Origin of the sequence: Streptantibioticus cattleyicolor NRRL 8057 = DSM 46488 (assembly GCF_000240165.1) — a bacterium.
GTDB classification, from domain to species: Bacteria; Actinomycetota; Actinomycetes; order Streptomycetales; family Streptomycetaceae; genus Streptantibioticus; species Streptantibioticus cattleyicolor.
This window is the reverse complement of the sequence record NC_017586.1, coordinates 599,239-613,812: the sequence shown is the minus strand read 5'-3', so window position 1 is coordinate 613,812 and position 14,574 is coordinate 599,239. Positions and strand designations below refer to the sequence as shown.

Annotated in this window: 16 protein-coding genes and 1 pseudogene; 10 read left to right on the top strand and 7 right to left on the bottom strand. The window is 68.5% G+C overall.

The features are described from left to right. Window positions 1-9 precede the first annotated feature (9 nt). Window positions 10-1,284, bottom strand: coding sequence for an MFS transporter (locus tag SCATT_RS02290; protein WP_014141277.1), 1,275 nt, complete (start codon window positions 1,282-1,284; stop codon window positions 10-12). Window positions 1,285-1,400: 116 nt separating this feature from the next. Between SCATT_RS02290 and SCATT_RS02285 the strand changes: the two genes are divergently transcribed. Continuing rightward, window positions 1,401-1,856, top strand: coding sequence for a DUF4442 domain-containing protein (locus tag SCATT_RS02285; RefSeq protein ID WP_014141276.1), 456 nt, complete (start codon window positions 1,401-1,403; stop codon window positions 1,854-1,856). Window positions 1,857-1,955: 99 nt separating this feature from the next. Here SCATT_RS02285 and SCATT_RS40240 read toward each other — a convergent pair whose 3' ends face one another. Further along, a complete protein-coding gene (locus tag SCATT_RS40240) occupies window positions 1,956-2,087 on the bottom strand; it encodes a hypothetical protein (RefSeq protein ID WP_014141275.1) in 132 nt (43 codons plus the stop codon). Between SCATT_RS40240 and SCATT_RS02280 the strand changes: the two genes are divergently transcribed. From SCATT_RS02280 to SCATT_RS02270, 4 genes are read left to right on the top strand one after another with little or no spacing between them, the layout of a single operon-like run. Beyond that, window positions 2,086-4,266, top strand: a complete 2,181-nt coding sequence (locus tag SCATT_RS02280; protein ID WP_014627346.1) for a ricin-type beta-trefoil lectin domain protein — start codon at window positions 2,086-2,088, stop codon at window positions 4,264-4,266. The genes SCATT_RS40240 and SCATT_RS02280 overlap by 2 nt on opposite strands. Continuing rightward, on the top strand, window positions 4,263-4,649 hold the full coding sequence (locus SCATT_RS38805; RefSeq protein WP_014141273.1) for a Hint domain-containing protein: 387 nt from the start codon (window positions 4,263-4,265) through the stop codon (window positions 4,647-4,649). The genes SCATT_RS02280 and SCATT_RS38805 overlap by 4 nt, the downstream gene beginning before the upstream one ends. Continuing rightward, window positions 4,640-5,278 carry an HYD1 signature containing ADP-ribosyltransferase family protein gene (locus SCATT_RS37850; protein ID WP_322972950.1) on the top strand — a complete coding sequence of 213 codons (639 nt, stop codon included), beginning with the start codon at window positions 4,640-4,642 and terminating at the stop codon, window positions 5,276-5,278. The genes SCATT_RS38805 and SCATT_RS37850 overlap by 10 nt, the downstream gene beginning before the upstream one ends. A gap of 2 nt (window positions 5,279-5,280) precedes the next feature. Continuing rightward, entirely contained in the window at window positions 5,281-5,559 is a 279-nt protein-coding gene (locus tag SCATT_RS02270) for a DUF6881 domain-containing protein (RefSeq protein WP_041824354.1), read from the top strand. A 10-nt stretch (window positions 5,560-5,569) separates the two neighbouring features. Here the strand turns inward: SCATT_RS02270 and SCATT_RS02265 are convergent, their stop codons facing one another. Together SCATT_RS02265 and SCATT_RS02260 are read right to left on the bottom strand one after the other, a co-directional pair. Continuing rightward, a complete protein-coding gene (locus SCATT_RS02265; protein WP_014141270.1) occupies window positions 5,570-6,298 on the bottom strand; it encodes a tyrosine-type recombinase/integrase in 729 nt (242 codons plus the stop codon). Window positions 6,299-6,845: 547 nt separating this feature from the next. Then, entirely contained in the window at window positions 6,846-8,264 is a 1,419-nt protein-coding gene (locus tag SCATT_RS02260; RefSeq protein WP_014141269.1) for an MFS transporter, read from the bottom strand. A gap of 279 nt (window positions 8,265-8,543) precedes the next feature. Here SCATT_RS02260 and SCATT_RS02255 point away from each other — a divergent pair, with 279 nt between their 5' ends. The 3 genes and pseudogenes from SCATT_RS02255 (at window position 8,544) to SCATT_RS02250 (ending at window position 10,187) form a co-directional block, all read left to right on the top strand. Continuing rightward, window positions 8,544-9,491 (top strand): helix-turn-helix transcriptional regulator, encoded by a 948-nt coding sequence (locus SCATT_RS02255; protein ID WP_014141268.1) that lies wholly within the window; start codon window positions 8,544-8,546, stop codon window positions 9,489-9,491. A 37-nt stretch (window positions 9,492-9,528) separates the two neighbouring features. Next, window positions 9,529-9,711: pseudogene (locus SCATT_RS37845) on the top strand (IS5/IS1182 family transposase); the annotation flags it as partial. Between the two features lie 29 nt (window positions 9,712-9,740). Next, complete coding sequence (locus SCATT_RS02250) at window positions 9,741-10,187, top strand: hypothetical protein (protein WP_014141267.1); 447 nt, start codon at window positions 9,741-9,743, stop codon at window positions 10,185-10,187. 238 nt (window positions 10,188-10,425) lie between these two features. Here the strand turns inward: SCATT_RS02250 and SCATT_RS02245 are convergent, their stop codons facing one another. Further along, entirely contained in the window at window positions 10,426-10,965 is a 540-nt protein-coding gene (locus tag SCATT_RS02245) for a TetR/AcrR family transcriptional regulator (protein WP_042507550.1), read from the bottom strand. A gap of 116 nt (window positions 10,966-11,081) precedes the next feature. Here SCATT_RS02245 and SCATT_RS02240 point away from each other — a divergent pair, with 116 nt between their 5' ends. Both SCATT_RS02240 and SCATT_RS02235 read left to right on the top strand, forming a co-directional pair. Continuing rightward, on the top strand, window positions 11,082-11,477 hold the full coding sequence (locus SCATT_RS02240) for a nuclear transport factor 2 family protein (RefSeq protein WP_014141265.1): 396 nt from the start codon (window positions 11,082-11,084) through the stop codon (window positions 11,475-11,477). Between the two features lie 580 nt (window positions 11,478-12,057). Next, entirely contained in the window at window positions 12,058-12,267 is a 210-nt protein-coding gene (locus SCATT_RS02235) for a hypothetical protein (protein ID WP_014141262.1), read from the top strand. A 273-nt stretch (window positions 12,268-12,540) separates the two neighbouring features. Here SCATT_RS02235 and SCATT_RS02230 read toward each other — a convergent pair whose 3' ends face one another. Together SCATT_RS02230 and SCATT_RS02225 are read right to left on the bottom strand one after the other, a co-directional pair. Then, window positions 12,541-13,629: a CU044_5270 family protein gene (locus tag SCATT_RS02230; RefSeq protein WP_014141260.1), complete on the bottom strand. Its 1,089-nt coding sequence runs from the start codon at window positions 13,627-13,629 to the stop codon at window positions 12,541-12,543. Next, on the bottom strand, window positions 13,626-14,345 hold the full coding sequence (locus SCATT_RS02225; RefSeq protein ID WP_014141259.1) for an RNA polymerase sigma factor: 720 nt from the start codon (window positions 14,343-14,345) through the stop codon (window positions 13,626-13,628). Before SCATT_RS02225 ends, SCATT_RS02230 begins: the two co-directional genes overlap by 4 nt. Between the last annotated feature and the right edge of the window lie 229 nt (window positions 14,346-14,574).

The following is a 14,574-nucleotide window of genomic DNA, read 5'->3' as shown; positions in this document are numbered from 1 at the left end:
GGTACGGCGTCACGCCGTGCGCGCCAGCCGCCGTACCTCCGGCACCACCAGCACCGCCGAGGTCAGCACCACCACCAGCGCCGCGGCGCCCCACAACGCGGCCGACATCCCGAACGCGTCCGCGGCGGGCCCGGCCAGCGCGGTGCCCACCGGCGTCAACGCCACCGAACCGAACCAGTCGTAGGCGGAGATCCGGGACATCTTCTCCTCCGGTATCTCCTGGTGCAGCGCGGTCATCCAGGCGACCGAAAAGACCTCCACGCCCACCCCGGCGACCAGCATCGCCGCCGCCAGCACCGGCACCGGCGCCAACGCGGCCAGCGCCAGCGTCGGCAGCACCAGCGGGAAGACCGCCAGCGTCCCGGCGAACAGCAGCCGACGCGGCTTCCACCGGGTCATCAACGCCCCGCCCGCCAGCGTCCCCACCCCGAACACCGCCAGCGCCAGCCCCCACGGACGCGCCCCGCCCAGATGCTCCTTGGCCACCAGCGGACCGTAGACCGCCTCCGCCGCCGTGATCACGGCGTTGACCACCGAGAACTGCACCACGATGCCCCACAGCCAGCGCCGCGAGACGAACTCCCGCCACCCGTCGCGCAGATCACCCAGCATGCCCGACGTCCCCGCCCGCTCCGTACCCGGCGGCACCCGCAGGAACGCCCGCATCAGCGCCGCCACGGCGAACCCCGCCGCGTCCACCGCGAGCACCCATCCCGGCCCGATCGCGGCCACCAGCGCACCGCACAACGCGGTGCCCAGGATCGACGAGGTGTTGGCCCCCATTCGGTACAGCGCGAACGCCCGCCCCGCCCGCGGACCCGACACGCTGGAGAGCACCATGCCCTGCGCGGCGGGCTGGAAGAACGCCTGCCCGGTGCCGCCCAGCGCGGCCAGCGCCGCCATCTGCCACAGCGCGGGGTGCCCGGTGAGCACCAGCAGCGCGAAGGCCGCCTGCGAAAGGCAGTTGAGGACGTTGGCGCCCACCATCACCCGGTGCCGCGGCAACCGGTCCGCCAGCGCGCCGCCGACCAGCAGGAAGACCACCAACGGCACGGTGCGCGCCGCCGCCACGATCCCCACCCCGGTGCCGTCGCCCCCGGCCTCCAGCACCGCGAACGCCGACGCGATGGCCGCCCCCGAACTCCCGACGGTGGTCACCACCGTCGACGCCGTCAGCAGGGCGAAATTGCGCCACTCCCACGCCTCCGGACCGCCACCCGCAAGCCTCCCGCCCTCCCCGGGCCGCTCGGACGTGATGTCGTTGTCGGGGCTCTCGATACTCACCGCCGCACTATCGTCGCCCGACGACACCGGTGTCCAGCGAGTTCCCGGGCGACCCCGCCCCTCCCGACCCCGCCCCACCCTGGCCACCCTCATTACCAGTCGGTAACATCCCTGCCATGACTACCGAGCAGATGCCGATCGGCGACATGCTGGCCGCCACCGTCCCCATGGTGCGCACCCTCAACCTGGAATTCCTGGAGACCACCGCCGACCGCGCCGTCCTCCGCCTCCCCGACCAGCCGGACTACCACAACCACATCGCCGGCCCCCACGCCGGCGCCATGTTCACCCTCGCCGAATCCGCCAGCGGCGCCATCGTCCTCACCGCCTTCGGCGACCAGCTCTCCCGCGCCGTTCCGTTGGCCGTCCGCGCCGAGATCGACTACAAGAAGGTCGCCAAGGGCCCCGTGACCGCCACAGCGACCCTCGGCCGCCCCGCCGTGGATGTGGTGGCCGAGCTTGACGCGGGCGGGCGTCCGGAGTTCCCGGTGACCATCGAGATCCAGCGGGAGAGCGATGGGGCGGTGACGGGTGTGATGACGGTGGTGTGGACGTTGAGGCCGAATTCCTGAGGGGAAAGCCGTCACCGCAAGCTGGACCGGTGTTGGGTGATCGTGCCGCCGGCCCGCGTGCGGAGCTTCGCACCGGGCCGGCAGATGGAATGACGCAGGTCAGCTGAGACTTGTCAGTGGCACGGGGTTCCCCGTGAGCGACTCGACGCCTGCGGCGTCGAGTGCCGTGCCGTAGAGTTCGATGTCGCTGATCTGCGCGTGGGCGTACTGATCGTAGCCGTCGACCACCATGTGGGTGGCCGACCCCAACCAGGTACCGTCGCAGACCGTCACCGTCCATGACGGCCAAGGCCGAGTGACCGCTTCACAGCAGTGGTCCAAGGCAGTCGAACAGTGGCAGAGCACCACCGCGTACGTCGGAGTCGACCGCATCGACACCACACCGCCCGCCGGAGGCACGGCGAAGACGGTGTTCACCAACGCGCTGGGCCAGACAACCGCGAACTGGGCGTACGACGACACGGCCACACCCACCGGCAAGCCGTCGGACGCGGTGATCACCAGTTACACCTACACGCCGGCAGGCCGTGTCGCCACGATGAGCGACAACGCAGGCAACAAGTGGGCCTACGACTACGACCTGCTCGGTGAGGAGACCCGGCAGACGGATCCGGACACCGGCACCACGACGTTCGACCGGTACAGCGAGACCGGCGATCTGCTGCAGACCACCGACGCGCGCGGCCAGACCCTCTCTTACGCCTACGACGACCTGGGCCGGAAGACCGCCGAGTACTCCGGAGCGTGGTCCGCGACGCCCGACCCGTCCAAGGAACTCGCCTCATGGGCCTACGACACGCTCGCCCAGGGGTACCCCACCTCCTCCACCCGATACGTGGGCGGAGCGAGTGGCGCGGCGTACACCGAGGCGGTGACCGGGTACGACACGGCCTACCGGCCGCTGGGTTCGTCGGTGACGATCCCGTCCAGCGTTGGTTTCCCCAGTAACGGCACCGGCAGCTACTCGAACACGTACACCTCGACGAACGTGTACTCCACCAATGTCGGTCTCCTCGCCGAGACCCACTACAACGCCGACGGCGGCCTACCGGACGAGACGGTCGGCTACGGTTACGACCTGCAAGGCCTGCTGACCGGCTTCGGCGGAACCAAGGCTTACCTGGACAACGTCAACTACAGCCCGATGGGCCAGCCCCTGGACGCCACATGGGGTCTGTACGGCACCCAGCTCAACACCACCCAGACCTGGGACCCGGCGACCGGACGTCTCGCCACGAGCAGCGTCAACCTCCAAACCAGCGCCAAAACCGCACCGGACAACACCACGTTCGCCTACGACCAGGCCGGTGACCTCACCTCGGTCTCCGACAGCCAGAGCGGCGGCGCGGCCACCGACACCCAGTGCTTCACCTACGACCGCCTCCAGCGTCTGGTCACCGCGTGGACCGACACCGCGGGCACCACACCCCCCGGCGTCGGTTCGGTGGCGGCCTGCAAGACAACTACACCCACCGCCGCCACGGTTGGTGGCCCTGCCCCTTACTGGCAGACCTACAGCTACGACCTGCTCGGCGACCGCACCCAACAGGTGAAGCACGACACCGGCGGCAACAGTGCCAACGACGTCACCCAGGCAGCGACGTATCCGAGCGCCGACGGGAGCGCCGCCACACTGCCGAACGCGGCCACCCAGATCACCACCACCGGCCCGAACGGCACGGCGACCATGGTGCCCACGTACGGCGACGGTGCCGGTAACACCACCAGCCGGACCGTCATCACCGACGGTCCACTGGTGTCCGGCCTGACCCGCTCGGGCACCAAGCTGTGCGCAGACGCCTCCTCCTCGGGCACGGCCGACGACAACAAGATCGACATCACGACGTGCAACGGCGGCAGCGCCCAGAAGTGGGTGATCGGTACCGACGGAACGGTCCGGGTGCTGGGCAAGTGTCTGGACGTGGCGGGCGGTGGCACAGCCAAGGGCACGAAGGCCGTCCTGAACACCTGTAACGGCAACGCCGGCCAGCAATGGAAGGCGGCAGCCAACGCCTCCCTGATCAACACGGCCTCGGGCAAGTGCCTGGACGATCCGTCCTCGTCGACGACCAACGGCACGCAACTGCAGATCTGGACGTGCAACAAGACCACCGCCCAGCGGTGGACGAACGTGACGATGGGCAATGTCCTGCCCGGGGCCACGCAGAGCTTCAGCTACGACGCCGAGGGCCGCACCGCTTCGGTCACCACACCTTCCGGAGGCACCGACCAGACGACCGGCTACCTGTACGACGCGGGCGGCAGCCTGCTGATCCAAACCACACCCACAAGCAAGATCCTCTACCTCTTCGGTGGAAGTGAACAACTCACCCTCACCACGAGCACCAAGGCCGTTTCCGCTCTGCGGTACTACTCCGGCCCACAGGGCGTAACCGTGCCGCCGCGGTGATCACAGAGGTCGCGCTCAGCGGCGGCGACGATGCTCCTGCAGCGATCACGGAAACTGTCGCAACCGCCCGCGATGGTGAGGAAGCCCTCGCGGCTGCGGCAGAGGTCAAGAACCTCGTCAGAGAAGTCCCCGAGGAAACGGCGACGGCATCGCAAGCCCCCAGCGCACCTGAGGTCGGGGCATCCGGTGGCGGCGAAAAGGGTGGTGGCTGCAGTTTCTCGCCGGTCACGCCCGTGGTGATGGCCGGAGACAAGACGAAGCCCATCGGGGACGTCAAGCCCGGCGACAAGGTCGAAGCCGCCGACCCCAAGACCGGCAACACGCCGGGGCCCGTACGGTCACGGCGACCTGGGTCAACCACGACCGCGATCTCATCGACCTGACCATCCGGACCAGCCCCGGCCACACCACGACCCTCCACACCACGTCAAAGCACCCGTTCTGGGACGCTACCCAACACGCCTGGATCCCCGCCGGCACCTTGGTGGCCGGCCACGCCCTCACCACCGAGAGCGGCCAGAAGGTCTACGTCGTCAGCGTCCACCGCCACCCGGGCGCTGCGGACCGCGACAACCTGACTGTCCAGCAGTTGCACACGTACTATGTGCTGGCGGGCGGCGTGCCGGTCTTGGTCCACAATTCTTGCGGGCTGGACAGTGAAGGTGATCCTGCACAGACGCCGCGGGCGCTTTATCACTACACCACGGAGGATCGAGCGAAGCAGATCGTGGATAGCCAGGAGTTGTCTCCGTCGTTGAAGGCGAACAACCCCAAGGATGCCCGGTACGGTGATGGGCAGTATCTCACCGATATTGCGCCGGGAACCAAGACACAAGGTCAGCTCTCGGCGGCCTTCTTGCGAGTGCCGTGGGCTGGACAGAAATTCACACACTTCATCGAGATTGATGTGACCGGCCTTGACATTGTCGAGGGTCGCCCAGGGGTATTCCTGATACCCAACAGTGGAAACCTCGACCTGACCGGACGCATCGCGAGATGGGGGCCAAATTAGTCGTGGAATACATCCGTGTCGACTGGATTCATGAGCTTGAAGACGAGCCAGTCACCTATTTGAGCGAAATTGGTGAGGGTCGCTACGAGATCCGCAAGGTTCAGATCTTCCGCGATGGCCGGACGGAATGGGCGGACGCGGAGCATGAAACTGCCACTGTGGGGCTGTCCGAGATTCCTTTCCTCTCCTTGGAGGAGATTGACTCGCAGTCAGAGTTCGTGTCGTCGCTGATTTCTGCGGAAGACTTCGAACAGGCATGGATTCGCGCAAGGGAGTCTTAGCGATTTGAGCTCATGGGCCCCATCGGAACATGTTTCCGGTAGGGCCCATGAGCTGTCTGACTGCAGTAGTTGACGGCAATGTCAACGGGCGGGCGGCTGCACAAAGCGGCGGGGCGACTCCGTCGTCGGGCCCGACTGTGGCCCGGCTGAGGTTGCCGAGGGCGTGTCGGAGAAGGTCCATGGCCTGGCGCTGAAGATGGAGGCGGACGTGTGTGCATACCGTCGCGGGCACCCCGGTGTGGGCGTGTCCAAGGAGCTCCTTGATGACGACGAACTCGACGCCCTGCTCCAGGAGCAGCGTCGCGGTCACGTGGCGAAGGTCGCGGATCCGGATCGGCTGCAGCTGCGCGTCGCGGAGCAGTGTGTTGAAGTGCCGGGTGAAGGTGGCGGGCTCGATCGGGTGCCCGCCCGGACGCGTGAAGACGTATCCGCTGTCCTGCCGGTCAATGCCCGTCTGCTCCTTCTCCCGTGCCTGGAGTTCGCGGTGTCCGCGCGGTGAGACGACGCAGAAGGCAGGCAGGGCGATGCGCAGTTCGGAGCTGATGGTTTTGGTCGGCAAGGTGGCCAGACCGCTGGTATGGGTGCGGCGGACGGTGGCGGTGCCGGCGTCGAGGCTGAGGTCTACCCAGCGCAGGCCGAGAATGTCGCCCTTGCACAGGGGGAGTTCGAACTGTGCGGCGTGCTGGCGGCCCTGAGGGGTGGTGAGAAGGCGTCGGGGCTCATCGGTGGTGAGGGGCAACGTTCTCCATAGGCGTGGCGTGTGCAGACTGCCCCGGCTGGAGGATTTCGTTCTGGTGCCGTTGTGCGGGCGGTCCCGCGGGTCAGGCGCGGGTTGCTGCGGCGGCGTATGCCGTGTGGAGACGGCGCAGGGAGGCGGACTGGTCGGACAGGGACGGTCCTGGGTTCCGTGGCGGTGTGGGGTGAGGTGACGGTCAGGTGCCCGCGGATAGTCGTTTCAGCTGGAGACAGCGCGCCCAACGGCGTGGCCGGATGCTGTGTGCGGCCGAACCCACTCCGGGATCACGCCCCGAAGACAGAAAGGCAACCGACTCGCGACTGTAAACGAGTCCGCCACTGCCGAACGAGTACCGGAGAGGTGTTGTCTGTCCCACTGAGGATCCCCATTCGAAACGGAGCCGTCGGCATCCGCGACGGCTGCCTCGTCCTGCGCCCCTCGTTCTTCCGGATGAAGAACGTCCGCGATGTCCGCGCCCGGGGTATCCCCTGTCGATCATCCGGCACGAGGACGCCCCCGGACAGCGGCGTTCCGCGGTGAGGCACGGATGTCATTCCGGCCGTCGGGAGCGCTGCGGGGCGAGCGTGAAGTAGGTGAGGAGCGCGCCTAGTGTGGACAGGGCCGCGAGGAGGAGGCCGAGGGTGTGGAAGGCGTGGGTGAAGCCCGCGGCCAGGGCGGCGTGATGTGCTGCGGGCACCTGGCCTTGGACGGCCTGCGCGGCGATTCGGGTCGCGGAATCGGAGGGGAGGTGGCTGCCGTGCAACTGGGCGGCGGTGAGGGTGGTGAGCAGGGCCGCGGCGCCGGCGACGGCTACGGATTCGCCGGTGCTGCGCATCGTGTTGAAGATGCCTGCCGCGGCTCCGGCGTTCTCGACGGGTACGGTGCTGACGGCGGCGTTGTCCATGACTCCGAACGCCAGACCCACGCCGGCGCCGAGGGGCAGCAGTGGAAGCGCCAGCGCCGGCCATGATCCGTCACTGCGCAGGGTCGTCAGGAGCAGGGCGCAGACCACGATCAGTGCGGATGCGCCGGTCAGTACCGCTCGCACGGAGGTGCGCGCGGCCAGATGGCCGGCGGCGAGCGGAAGGAGCAGGACGGGGGCGGTCATCGGCAGCAGGAGCAGGCCGCTGGCCACGATCGAGCGGTCGGCGACGCCCTGGAGATACGCGGGCAGGTACACCAGCAGGATGACGAAGCCGAGGGTGACGGTGAAGGGCTGGCACACCACCGCGACCAACTCGGGCCTGCGGAACAGGCGGACGTCGAACACCGCACGGTCGCCCAGGCGGACCTCCACCACGGCGAACAGCGCGACGAACGCCACGGCCGCGGCGAGCGGCAGCAGGGTGCCCGGCGCGCTCCAGCCCGCGGCTCCAGCCCGCACGAAAGCGAAGGACAAGCAGGCCAGCCCGGCGGTGAAGGTGACCAGCCCGGCCGCGTCAAGAGCAGGCTGATCGGGGTTGCGGGATTCCGGAGCCCGGGTCGCGCACAGCCATGCGGGCATGGACATAGCCGCGACAAGGATGAACACCGACCGCCAGCCGGCCGCTTCGACCAGGGCCCCGGCGACCAGTGGTCCGATCGCCAACCCCGTACCGAAGGAGGTACCGAGGAACCCGAAGGCCAACTGCCGGCGCCGCCCGGAAGTGGAGTGGGCCAGCACCGCCGCCCCCGAGGACAACACGGCCGCCGCCCCGCAACCCTGGACCGCCCTGGCCACATCGACCAAGGCCATCGAAGGCGCCAGCGCGACCAGCAGGGAGACCACACCGACCAGTGCGATGCCGGTCAACAGCACGCGGCGTCTGCCGAACCGGTCCGCGAGACCACCGGCTGCGAGCGGCACGGCGGCGAAGGTGATGTTGAAGGCATTGAGCATCCACTGCCCGGCACCGGCCGAGGAGCCCAGGTGCGCCGCCATGCTCGGCAGGGCCATCGCGGCCCCGGTCACCGAGAACGGCAGCATCATGCCGGCGGACGCTACCGCGACCGCCGTGGGCCAGTAGCCGCGCCCGCTGTCGCGTGCAGGCGGTTCCTGGGCCGGTCCGGGCGACGGGACGGTTGGGGAGCCGCTCGGCCGGGAGCGGTCCGGGCCGGGTCGGAGTGAGCCGTCGAGAGACGAAGAAGTGGGCATGCCCTCGATCGTTCGCGAGGGCCACCGGTGGATGAAGAGAACGCGGTTCCCTGGGACTGACAGTGCCACCATCCGGCCGCCGCACCCCAGCAGACACCCCCCATACTGGAACGCATGGCCGACACCAGCATGATCGCCAACAGCCTCGGCGACTACCTCCGCGCCCGGCGGGCTCTGGTGTCACCGGCGGACGTGGGCCTGCCGCCGACCGGCCGCCGCCGCGTACCCGGCCTGCGACGCGAAGAGGTCGCCGAACTGGTCGGGCTCAGCACCGACTACTACGTACGCCTGGAGCAGGGACGCGCCCAACACCCCTCAGACGAGGTCCTTGACGCACTCAGCAGGGCACTGAGGCTTGGGTCCGCCGAACGCGCCCATCTGCGCGACCTCGCCCGACCACCCCGCCGCGCCGGCGCGACGACAGCGGCCACCACACGGGGTGACGTGCTGCGTTCCGCCCTGCGACACGCCGTCGAGGCCATCCCCACCGCACCCGCCGTGATCATGAACGATCGCAACGACGTCCTGGCCTGGAACCGACTGGCAGCCACACTGATCGCCGACTTCCCCAACCTCGCGCCCCGCGAGCGGAACATGGCCCGCCGGATCTTCCTGGACCCGCACGCGCGACAGATCCACCTCGACTGGGACGAAGCCGCACACACCACGGTCGGCATCCTGCGCATGGCCGCGGGGCGCCAACCGCACGACGCGGAACTCGTGCGCCTGGTCGGCGAACTGTCACTGGGCAGCGAGACCTTCCCCAAGCTGTGGGCCAGCCACCACGTTCACGAGAAGACCCACGGACCCAAGCGCTTCCGGCACCCCACCGTCGGAGACGTGACGCTGAACTACGAGACCTTCCAAGTCCCCGGCGCCGCCCACCACCTCCTCGTCATCTACACGGCCCCGCCCGGAAGCCCCGCTGAGGAGGCCATGAACTTCCTCAGCAGCTTCACCACCTCCAACACGGCTGCCCGCTCCCTGCGGCCATCCCCCTCAGAAGCCCCGACGCACAGGGGACCCGAGGTTCATCGCCCGCACCGTCACCCGTATCAGTGATCGACGGTCACAGGGACTGGAAAATCACGCTGGGTGGAGGGCTTCGCAGCGCCCCAATCGGCGGCTGTACGCCGATTGGGGCTACGACGTCGACAAGTACCGCCGCCTGCTGTGGACGTGCGGCGTCAAGCCGGTGATCGCCCGACGCGGTGTCGCCCACGGCCCAGGACTGGGCGAGGTGCGGTGGGTGGTCGAGCGCGCCTTCGCCCGGCTGGCCGCAGCCCCCATCGGCTACCGTCGACTCGCCAGATGACGCGCAGCGGCATCAGCGGTCCTGGCATGCTCAGCGGTGTGATCGGATGGATACGCCAGACCCCATGGTGGGCAGTGGGACTGATCGTGCTGTACGTCATCGTCCTGGTCTTCGTTGGCGCCGCGTCGCACGTCGCAGCCCTCTTCCGGAGCGGCCTGCACCCTTACCCGTGGGCTCCGCAGTGGCTGAACCTGTTCTGGTCGTCCCTGACGATCTTCGACTCTCTGGCAGCGGCGCTTCTGGTGTGCGGTAAGCGAGTCGGAGTGGACCTGACCTGCGGCATCATGGCAACCGATCTGGCCGCTAACTGGTACGCGACATACGGCATCCAGCACACCACCCTGTCCACCCAGTCAGGGCTGCAAAGGCTGACGGCCTTCACCCTCCTCGTGTTTCTCACCGGGCCCTTCGTACGCTCACGCCTCCGGCTCGTCGCCACCTGAAACAACGTCCAAAGCGTAGTGCGAGCGAACGAGTGCCGAGCAGGTTTCCTTTCCACGCCCCTCCGCCCCTTCACTCACACCCCCTGCCTTCGCCGGTGCGCGCCTTCCCGTGCATCGACGAAGTTCCGCCGCTCCACCCTCTGTTGCCGCTCTCGCGGTCGCCCGCAGGCTGTGGCGGCCAGGCCGGTGCGGGACGAGGAGGGGAGCGCAGGGGGATGCGAGGGCTGTCCAGGGGGGCTCAGTCGAGCTGGCTGCTCAACACAGCCAGTACGTGGGCTCGTTGGATGCGGCGTATGGCGGAGGGCGTCCGTCCGGAGGCCAGAAGCTCCTCGACGAGGTCGATGTGGACGGCTGCCAGCAGGGCGTGTGCGAGGTATTCGGCGTCCTCGGCCGTCAGGGCGGGCTTGGCTTCCGACACGATCTGCGTCAACAGGTCCCGCATCCACCGGTATTGTTCGCTTTGCAGCAGTCCTGGTGTGGCGACTTCCCGGGCTCGAAGCAGGTTGCGGTTGTCGAGCTTGAAAGAGAGCACCGCATCGAGGAAGGCCACGGCCCGGTCCCGGGCAGGGGCTCCGGGCCCGAGCGGTGGAGGACCGTTTTCTGCCTGATCCCGCAGATCATCGGCTTTGGTCGCCCACAGTGTGTCCAGGAGACCGTCGCGACTACCGAAGAGCCGAAAAATCGTCCCTTTGCCGACACTTGCCGCTGCCGCGATGTCGTCGATGGTGACGTCGCGCCGGTCGGCCCGTGCGAAGAGCTCGTCCGCGGCGGCAAGCACGACGGCGGGCGAGGTCGAAGGACGGCCGCGCCTCGCTCCTCTATTTTCGGACTGTCGGTCCGTAACGGTGTTATGTTGATCGGAGCGCACTGGTTCGAGATTTTCCTGGAGACATCATGACCGCATCATCCACCCTCCCGCAGTGGTTTGCACGCGCACTCGCCTCACTGTGGGCCGGTGACCTCGACGGCTTCACCTCGATCTTCGCTCCGGACGCGCTCTACGAGATTCCCTTCACGCCCAACGGCCCGGTGCGTCTCGAGAACCGCCAGGAGATCGAGGCCTTCATGCGCGGCCTGCTCGACGGCGGTCTGCTGCGCTACGGCTCCCTGACGGAAGTCCGGGCCTACGAGGCCGGGGACGAACTGATCGTCGAGGCCGTCGCCCGCCACCACCGCTCCACAGACGGTTCGCCGGTCGACCTGAGTTACGTCTGGTTCATCACACGGCAAGACGGTCAGGTGACCCGGTTCCGCGACTACATGAACCCACTCGAAATCTCGGCGATCTGAGGCAATAAGACCGTGCCCTGTGTGGTGAGTCCGAGAAGTTGTTCGTCACAGCGGACGGCTGCGACGGGTCCGGGAAAGGTCAGGTGGTTTCCCGGGTTGCGTTCGTAACGGTGGTTGAGTCGGCGGCAGCCGGTCGGCCAGGACTGGGGGTGTTCGGTGACCCGTCGTCGCCGGCCGAGTCGTTCGCTGGAGTCGGTGCCTTGCGGGCGGAGCGTGTGTACCGGGCCGGCCGCCGCGTCCCGCTGCCGGGCGTGTTCCCGGCACTGGGCGCTGCAGCCGGGGTAGCCCCTGCCGGTCGCGGCAACGCCGCCCGGACCCACGCCCCCGGCGCTCGTCATGGCTGAGGTGCGAGGGCAGCCGCCGGAGCAGATCCGGGATCGGGGGTCGACTTTGCTGGCCTTGCTCGTCCACGGTGTCAGCCTGTGCTCGCGCGCCGGTGCCGATGCCAAGGCCCTGGACAGGACGGTGTCCACCGCGCTGACATCAATCGGCCGACCGGTCACCCACTGAGGCAGGTACGCTGCATTTGAAGCGGCCGGGCGCCCGCATCGGGCTCCTTCCGCGCGTCGTCCCTTTATTGATGCACAGCACCCTCACCGCCCTCATGGCCGTCGTCATCGCCATCGCCCTGGGCGCCACCTCCACCGCCATGGGCCGGTGGGCGGGTCTCTGGCGGCTGGCAGTGGCCGGCGCGGTGGTGGCTCCCTCGTCGGTGGCTCCGCATGCGAAGCTCGACGAGAGAATGCTGCCGCTCGGTCCCAGGTACAGGCAGTTGCCCGTTGCGATCTGACGGATGGTGTCCGCCTGCGACCCGGAGTAGGTGGACACCCACTGCTGGTACGGGTTGCTCCTGTTGGGGTCGTAGATCGACGAGCAGACCATGTCCGGCCAGGCGATGCCCGTCCGGCCCTATGTCAACGCTGCATATGCTGCTACGAGCCCGAGGACCTGCGGGGTTCATCCCCGCGAGGGCATGCCGGAAGCTGATCGGCCGCAGGAACGCGGGGAGCTGCCCAGGGACGTTCCCCGAGCAGCTCCGCAACTTCGCGGTTCTGGACGCGTGTCAGCTGTCCTTGGAGGGGACCTGCTTGATGGCGTTGACGATGGTCCGCTGGGTGACGGCGCTGGTGAACAGGATGGTGCCGGGCTTCATGATGTCTTCCGGGCCGCCGGTCTTGCTCACCTGGACGATGCGTGTGCCGAGGAAGACGTGGGTGTTCTTGTCGAAGATCCATTCCTCGCGCTGGCCGCTCTTGCCGTCCAGCCGGGCGACCGCCACGCCGTGTCGGCCGACGGCGTCGACGGCGTCGTTCACGGTGACGACGCCGGGGATCTTCGCGGCGGCCTTGAACAGTGCCTTGGTCAGGGCGGGCGGCGGATAGCTCTCGCCGAGGAGGTCACCGATCGTGGTGAACGCCTCCTGGTCCGGGGAGTTGCCGTGTCCCTTGGTCTCCTTGTAGATCTTGGCGAGGAGCGTGTCGGGGTCGGTGGGCAGCTTGGTCAGGTAGTTGTAGGAGGGGTTGTTGAGGTAGGCGACGGGGGTGTTGCCCCGCTCGTCGGGGAGGCTGAGGGTCTCCCCCTCGGGGCTGTCGGTGACGGTGGGGTCGATCAGCCACCCCTTGGTTCCGTCGGGCGAGTGCCACACCTGGCGCTTGTGCAGCTCGTGGCTGGCGAGGCGGCTCTTGCCGTCGACGGTCTTGACGAAGGTGTCGGCCGTCTTGGACTCGATGTACACGTACTGGCCCGCCTTGACGGTCGGGTGGTCGTCCCGTGCCGCGACCAGGGAGACCTGGTCGAGCAGCTGGGTGACCCCGTGCGGGTTCGCGGCGCCGATCTGTGTGGTCAGGGCCGGTCCGGTGGCGAGGCCGTTTCCGCCGCCGCTGGTCATCGCCGGGACGGCGATGACGGCAGCGGCCACGGCCGCGGCCAGGGCGGGCAGTGTGACGGCCGGGCGGGGCAGCCGGAGCCGTCGCGTCTTCGGGGTGCTGGAGGCAGTCTCCTGCGTGTGATGTGCCTGCTCGATGTGTGCCATCAGACGCTCCTTGTGGTGCTCGTGGCGGCCCGTCGGCAGGTCACGCGCAGTGCGGGACAGCAGCCCTGCGACGGTTTCCTTCGGAGCGCCCGGGCTCTGCCGGGGCGTGTTCGCGCTCATCGGTTTCCTTCCTGTGCGGGCCGGACGGTCTTGACGCGGTCACCTGGTATCTGTCTGTCGGCCGCCCCGGCTTCCCGTCTGCTCCGGACTTTTTCGGCTGCGTCCACGCTTCGGGTCCGCGGCGCGGGCCGGACGGGGCCGCTTGGCACGTGCCGGTCGGCCGTCGCGGCGTCGCCGTGCTGTGCGAACTCGGCCTCCGTCAGGGACCGGAGTTTTTTGCGGGCCCTGGAGAGCCGGGACGCGACTGTGCCCACCGGGATCCCCAGCGCCTTCGCCGCCGCCTCGTAGTCGAGCCCTTCCCCCAGACAGGGGGCGACGACCTCCCGCTCGGCCCTGCGCAACGATCCGAGCGCCCGAAGGACCGCCGCCAGCCTGCGCTGGTCGTCGATGTGCGTCGCGACCTCGTCGGCGTGGTCCACAACGGGCAGTTCGGCCGCCGCTGTGGCCACCGCTGCCCGGCGGTAGCTGCGGTTGCTGCGTATCTGGTTGCGTGCGGTGTTGGTGGCGATGCCCAGCAGCCAGGGCCGCAGTGAACCGCCCTCGGCGTCGATCCTGTCGCGAAGCCGCCACGCCTCCATGAAGGTCGTGGCCATGACGTCCTCGGCCGTCGACCAGTTGGCGGTCAGACGGAAAGCGTGGTTGTACACGCCGCGGGCGTAAACGTCGAACAACTCGGCGAACGCGGCCGGCTCCCCGGCCCGTAGTCGGGCACGCATGTCAATGCTCACCTCTATGAGCTGTCTGGACCTCGGCCCGCCTTCCAGTGACGTACCTCACACGCCGCGCGCCGGGTTCCCCTTTCGCCGTCATCGTCCGCAGCCGGCCCGACTGCACTCCCTGGCCGACGACCTGCGCGGTCGTACGCTCCGCCCGCAGGGCGTGGCGCTCATCGGCACGGACCCGTCGAGTGCTTGGACGACAGCGGTGGAGGTCACTGCGGGAAGG